The following is a 1,141-nucleotide window of genomic DNA, read 5'->3' as shown; positions in this document are numbered from 1 at the left end:
TTCAAAAACCTTGCATTATCCTTCTTGTAGTACATCGCTTGGTACAAAAAACAAGGGCAACAAAGCCTAAAACGACCGGCTCCTGACGACCGGCTACTGACTCCTACCCCCAGGAAAAACTTTTTCAGCAGACCCTAACTAAATTGAATACCATCAAATTGATGTGCTTGAGCTTGCTCAAACCAGTTTTTGACCTGAGTATAAAGAGTCGGATGATTAGCTTTAAGGGCGACAACGTAGTCAGCTTTTTTGGCTTGAATATGATTAATAATCGCCGTTTGAGTTCCCATAGCATCTAGGGTGATAATTGCCCCTTGAAGGTCTAACAGTTCTAGTAAAGCGGGAATAGCAGTAATCTCATTGGATTTATCTTCCACCTTGACTTGTCCTAAAACTAATTTCTGCTCCCCCGCCCAAGCCGTCACTAAATGCAAGGCTTTAATTCCTTGATTACGGTCGTAAGAACCTCTGAGACTTTTCCCGTCTATGGGAACTATTTCCCCCGAAAGAGAACCGATTAAATGGGGCAGCCATTGAGACAAAACTTTGGCCAAAACTTCCGGGTTAATCCGTTCAAAAACCCGCCGAAAAGTGTCATCAGAAGGAATGCCATTAGGTAATTCTAAAAACTCAGATAACCAAGACTGCTTACTGAGTCCATAATTTTCCATGTCTTCCCAACCTTTGGCTCCTGCTATAACTGCTAAAACAGCAATGACTAAAATATCAGTTAATAAATGTTTTTGGGTTCGGGACGCTCTTGGGTCAGGAATATCTTGAAGATAAGTCAATAAACTAGCTTGAATTTCATTTATTGATGTTAAAGGAAGCTCAGGTTTTAGTTGAGCTTTATTTCCGGTGGGGAGAACGGGAGCAAAACCTTTACCCATGAGCTATTTCCTCATTAATTTTCATCAACAACAGTGAGACTAAGGCTAATTATAAATTATACAGAGGTAGCAGCGGCTAAGTCTGGGTACTGGCAGTGCGGGACGGTGCTATGGCGATTTGATTACCCTATTCAGAAATCTTTGTCAAGTACAATTTATACCAAATTAGATGAGCTTACCCTGTTATAGACAAAGGCATTTAGCGATTTTTGTCAATTGTTTTTTATCTAGAGCGAACTAATCAATTAAGT

The 1,141-nt window shown here is 40.4% G+C and carries 1 pseudogene; it reads right to left on the bottom strand.

The features are described 5' to 3' along the window. Positions 1–143: 143 nt before the first annotated feature. A pseudogene (locus tag PX481_RS23530) lies at positions 144–890 on the bottom strand (ISAs1 family transposase); the annotation flags it as partial. Between the last annotated feature and the right edge of the window lie 251 nt (positions 891–1,141).

This window comes from Microcystis sp. M53603_WE2, assembly GCF_030065435.1.
Note: the sequence above shows the minus strand (reverse complement) of the source record. Positions and strands in the feature narration are given on the sequence as shown.